This window comes from Spirosoma sp. (genome assembly GCF_048594605.1).
GTDB lineage: Bacteria > Bacteroidota > Bacteroidia > Cytophagales > Spirosomataceae > Spirosoma.
In genome coordinates, this window is record NZ_JBMDWV010000423.1 from 1 (window position 1) to 5184 (window position 5184).

Annotated in this window: 6 protein-coding genes and 1 pseudogene; 2 read left to right on the plus strand and 5 right to left on the minus strand. The window is 42.5% G+C overall.

Features of this window, described 5'->3' with window-relative positions; genetic code table 11:
- The 5 genes and pseudogenes from ACOJS8_RS26500 to ACOJS8_RS26520 all read right to left on the minus strand — a co-directional run.
- Positions 1-275, minus strand: a pseudogene (locus ACOJS8_RS26500) (hypothetical protein); the annotation flags it as partial.
- A 12-nt stretch (positions 276-287) separates the two neighbouring features.
- Complete coding sequence (locus ACOJS8_RS26505; protein WP_420151572.1) at positions 288-731, minus strand: hypothetical protein; 444 nt, start codon at positions 729-731, stop codon at positions 288-290.
- Positions 732-899: 168 nt separating this feature from the next.
- Entirely contained in the window at positions 900-1712 is an 813-nt protein-coding gene (locus ACOJS8_RS26510) for a Rossmann-like and DUF2520 domain-containing protein (protein WP_420151573.1), read from the minus strand.
- Between the two features lie 239 nt (positions 1713-1951).
- Positions 1952-2272: a hypothetical protein gene (locus ACOJS8_RS26515; RefSeq protein WP_420151574.1), complete on the minus strand. Its 321-nt coding sequence runs from the start codon at positions 2270-2272 to the stop codon at positions 1952-1954.
- Positions 2273-2358: 86 nt separating this feature from the next.
- A complete protein-coding gene (locus ACOJS8_RS26520; RefSeq protein WP_420151575.1) occupies positions 2359-3066 on the minus strand; it encodes a sugar transferase in 708 nt (235 codons plus the stop codon).
- A 1024-nt stretch (positions 3067-4090) separates the two neighbouring features.
- Between ACOJS8_RS26520 and ACOJS8_RS26525 the strand changes: the two genes are divergently transcribed.
- Together ACOJS8_RS26525 and ACOJS8_RS26530 are read left to right on the plus strand one after the other, a co-directional pair.
- Positions 4091-4675 (plus strand): Crp/Fnr family transcriptional regulator, encoded by a 585-nt coding sequence (locus tag ACOJS8_RS26525; RefSeq protein ID WP_420151576.1) that lies wholly within the window; start codon positions 4091-4093, stop codon positions 4673-4675.
- A gap of 104 nt (positions 4676-4779) precedes the next feature.
- Entirely contained in the window at positions 4780-5154 is a 375-nt protein-coding gene (locus tag ACOJS8_RS26530) for a nuclear transport factor 2 family protein (protein ID WP_420151577.1), read from the plus strand.
- The last annotated feature ends 30 nt before the right edge of the window (positions 5155-5184 follow it).

Here is a 5184-nt window from a genome sequence, read left to right on the forward strand (position 1 = left end):
GATTTTGAGTCAGAGAAGTTCTTTCTGCTTCCTGTCCACTTCTCAATCTCGGTATCACTAATACGCAACTCAATTTTCTCCCGAATTTCTGGTGGGGGAGGAACGGCGTTACGTTGGAAATAGTCTTCCATAGTAAGCTCCAACTCGTTCAATTGAGCTAGAACTTCTGGGTCAGTAGCTAAAATTCGCTCTAACTCATCTTTTTCCTGGGCGGTAGTTAAGCCTAACAGATGCGCTTCCAGAATGCCACTTGTTAGATATTCGTAGTTCTTCAAGGGACAAAGTAATTAAGATGAGCGAAGTTGCTTAAAATACGTATAAAACACTTTTAACACGTTCGTAGGTGATAAGTGCAATTTCTCAGCAATAGCCTCAATACTGTATCCCTGACAAAATGATAAATCAAAAACGAGTTTCGAAGTTTCAATAGTATCATTTGTGTCTGCATTTGGTGGCATTGATTGACTAACGCGCAATGGCCGACTAGCAAGCGCTTCCGCTCTTGCTAACCGAATAATGTCTGTGGCTGTGGGAGTTTTGGGGTCGGATGCCAGTTGAGGTGATGCAAATACGTTTGTTAACACAGTTTGTGCTAATTCTGGTTCCGGAATGATGGATAAGATAATACCATAAGCCATTGATCCATACTTATCATATAGAGCAAGCCTGTCTGCCTTTTTTATTCCTTGTGGAGAAATATTTATTGTATTTGTTTGCTCTAATGATCTCATTCCTACAAATAAATTCCAGCAGAATTATACCACCTGAGTGTCAAGAGGTTATTGATTCAATAAATAAGGCCGCAAGTTATTAATTTTATAGGATAGTAGATTTAAAGTAATCGGATAATTGGATTAATTTCTTTTAAGCGAGCACGCAAACAATATCCGTACGTATGATTATAGGGATTCTCCGTTTTTATAATATTGTAGGATACTACTTGTTATAACCTGATAGATTTCAGCAAGTTGGGGCTGATTGGCCAGCAAGGTTAAGTGGTCGCTTACAGTGGTCAGATCGTGTCGGCGGGCCGGGCCAGTCTGTACGTTAGCCGGATTATTGGCGGCCAAACCTTTACGGAATGTCTCGGTGATTAGTGGACGTAGCAGGTCAAACTCTAATCCGTTACGGATCGTCAGATCACGGGCCAGCGCCAGCAGGTGATTCGTAAAATTACAGGCTAAAACGGCTGCTACGTGTAAAGTACGACGTTCTTCTGATGTAATTAAATAAACGATATTGCTGATGTCCTGGCCCAGTAACACCAGAGCTTCTTCAGTAGGTTTATCGTCTGATTCGATACATAATGGAATACCGTCGAATGTCATGAAAGACTGCCCTTTTGTAAACGTTTGAAGGGCGTAGAATACCCCTGTGTTAACGGGTACATCGCTGTATATTTCCATCCATTTCGTTAGCGAATCGAGATTTTTGCTGCCAGAAGTATGGACTACGGTAGCCCGCTCGGGTAATACAAGTCGCGAACAAACGTCTTCCAGCGCATCATCAGGAACAGCCAGAATAAATAACGTAGACGGACTATCGGCAAAGTTTAATTCGGAGTGAGTGTGCGCGTCGTACAGATTGCTAACCAACTGACGCGCGTGTTGAAGCTGACGGCTGTATATTTCATTGATATGGTGACCAGCGTTTTCAAGAGCCGGAGCAAGATGCCAGGCAAGATTACCTGCCCCTATAAAGGAAATTTCCATAGGCAAGTATAGAGTATTTTACTTAAATCAGCGCTTCACCTACAAGGCTCAGCTAATCAATACAGGGGAGTCAGTTGTGTTGAAATCCATTTAAGGTAAATAGATTCGCTTCGTAGACCGATCAAATGGTTAGGGTTATAATGTCAGCCTCGGGTATTTTCGCTGACAATTAGTTACTCCAGGTTAATTTTCACAAATCAATCAACTAGGTTGCCGGTCGATCTGAATCGGGCATTTTCTTAGGATAAGAGTGAACTGGCTAAATTAATTTGATACTGCAAGCGTTCAAAGCATAATATATATTGAGTCCTGGAGGGATTATCCCAACGAGCCTGCTCATAGTAACGCCGAAGCTGGTTCAACTCGGTTTCGGCGCAAATAGCCAGAATAGTCAATGCCAGACAATAACTCTTTATATCGGGATTAGAGCGCTTTAATTGCTTTGCCAGCCTGATTAGCCGATTATAACTGGCAATAAGGCGTGAGGGGTCCTGGCTAGCTATAAATGTCTGGACATTGTTATTTTCAGCCAGCATCTGACTGATAATTTTTTGCTGCATAGTCGAATTAGTATAGAGGAATGAGATTGCAGACGAATACTATAATGCCTTATTTTTTAATTGTAAGGAAAAGCCGTCGCCTACGCTTACCAGGCGTTTTGATCCCCCCTGAGCATTAAACGTAATGTCGCTGTGCAAATAGCTATATCTAATTTAGGACTATAGTTTTTGATGTAGAAATGATCATAGCGGATCCGGTGAGCCATCATGTAACCTTGTCGCGTATCGCCCCGGTTACCTCTCACCTGAGCCAGGCCAGTAATGCCAGGTTTGACCCAGTAACGTTGCCGATAAGATGACGACTCCCAGTACTCAGCATCATGAGCAAGAGCATGAGGACGCGGACCTACCAAACTCATCTGACCCAACAATACGTTAAGAAACTGAGGCATTTCGTCGAGATTTGTTCGACGCAGGAACGACCCTATCTGAGTAATACGGGTATCTTTCTTTCGAGTTTGTTCAAAGCCAGTTTGAGGTACATGATACATTGTCCTAAACTTTATACAGTGGAATGCCCGGGCCTGTTTACCGGACCGGCGCTGGATAAAAAAGATCGGCCCCGGCGATTCCCACAAGATCAGTACGCCCAAAACAGGGACAAGCCATGATAATATAAATACTGTCACCAAGAGCGATCCTACTACATCTAAACTTCGTTTGAGTAAAGTAGCATACCAGACAGGCTGCGCTAATTCAGGATCGTAGAACCAGGGTAAATCAGATGAGCGAGTAAACGACGGATTAACTAAACCAGATGTTAGTTGATGAAGAGCAGTAGAAGATTGATTCATAAGCAGAGAAGGTTATAAAAGCAGATAGATATGGCACCACTATTTGGTCATTACAGATTAAAAAAGGAGTGCAAAATCTGAGCTACATCTTTAGTGGATAGTGAGATGACTAAAACTATGAACCAATGTATTACTACACAAATAGTTAGAGCTTATTATTCAATAAATTATAGTCTTCATTTAAATAATTCTTCTCATTGTTCACGTATGTTCTTGTTACGCACCATTTTTTCACAAAACCCAGCAAATCTTCTGATAATCTGATAGATATATTAACTTATAAAAATATTCATCCCTTGAAAAACTACGAGAATAAGTATTTACAGGGCTATTCACCTTAGTGGATTGAAATGTAAAATTTTTCCCTCATTAAAAACTAATTTTTTAACTATACGGTACTACATTAGATAGATTTTAAATAGAGAAAACAATAACATTTTCCTATGAAACTATTAAAATAAATAGGTAATCTTATCGATTAAAGTTCGGTTGATTTTCGCCTAATAATAAAAGCCAATTGCAGAAAAATCCCTATGCCGTGACTTCCTGATTAATTTCTCATAGGTTGAATTCTTTTAACGAGGATATAGCTAGTCATTAAGTCTGGCAAATCCCTTCAATAAAATTGACTGTCCAAGCGAAAAACCAATTACGTTCTTAAGGTCTTTAATTATCAGAACTGGTCTAATAGAATAAGTAATGGGTTATTTTAAAAAAGTAACAGGAAATTGCTTATTCTTCGCACTTCTTGAGTTGCTGAACGTATTCAGTGATCGATGTGACAAATTTCTTACAGAAACAGTTGGCGACGTACGATAAATCGACAAATCCGGGCACCGTGTGAGTCGACAACTCTTTCCTGGCAGTCAGTCCGATGCCAGTCCCTGTCTGATTATTGCTCTGGATAATAGTCAACACGACGGCTAAGCAATTAGCGTAGCGGAAATCAGGTTAACAAATAGCCAGTTGACTGAATGACCGATCGAGCTTGTTAACTTGCTCAAGTTTAGTTGACAATAAGACTATGTACGACACCATCCTCGCTCATGTAGGCCAGTTTATTCAACTTGAACCAGACGAAGCCGACTATTTTACCTCTCTGCTCAAGTATAAGCTACTCCGCAAACGGCAATATCTCGTTCAGGCGGGGGATGTGTGCAGGTTCGATTCATTTGTGCTCAAAGGCTGTTTGCGGACCTATTTCGTTGACGATCGGGGGAGTGAACACGTCGTACAGTTTGCGGCCGAGACCTGGTGGACAGGTGATCTTTATAGTTTCCTAAGCGGATCACCGGCGGCCTATAATACCGATGCGCTCGAAGATTCGGAACTACTCCAGATAGACCAGCCATCTCTGGATTTGTTGTTTGAACGGGTGCCAAAGTTTGAGCGCTTTTTTCGCATACTCACCCAGCGAGCCTTTATTGCTGCTGAACAGCGGGTCATTAATACCATTAGTCTAACTGCCGAAGAACGTTACCGGCACTTTATCGACCGCTACCCGGGCCTTGACCAACGTGTGCCACAACACCTGATTGCGTCCTACTTAGGCTTCTCGCCTGAATTTCTTAGTCGCATACGGAAGCAGATGGCTATGCGAAAATCTTGATCTAGTTCAAGACTATTTCCTAAACTACATCAAGGCGCTGAGCCTGGGGGTCACCGTAGCTTTGTGGCGTCAAAACGAATTGACAACGACAAACGCACAAAGCAATGGACAAACTCCTCCATCAAATTCAGGCACTTAACCAGCTCGTACTCCAGGGCCGAGCCATGGACGCCTTTGAGCAGTACTACGACGATCAGGTCGTCATGCAGGAAAACGCACTGCCACCTAGTATAGGTAAAACCGCCAATCGACAACGCGAAACGGAATTTTATGGCAATGTTACCCAGCTACGCTCGATGCGGGTGCTCGACGTAACGGTGGGAGAAAACGTAACGATGGTGGTCTGGCACTATGACTATACACACAGAGACTGGGGCGTAAAGAACTACACGCAGGTCTCGGTACAGCATTGGCGCGACGACAAGATCGTCCGGGAACAGTTCTTCTACGACCCGACATACACATCTTTAGCGGTTTAGATAATCGTCGCTCCTCCTTAAGCAACTTCT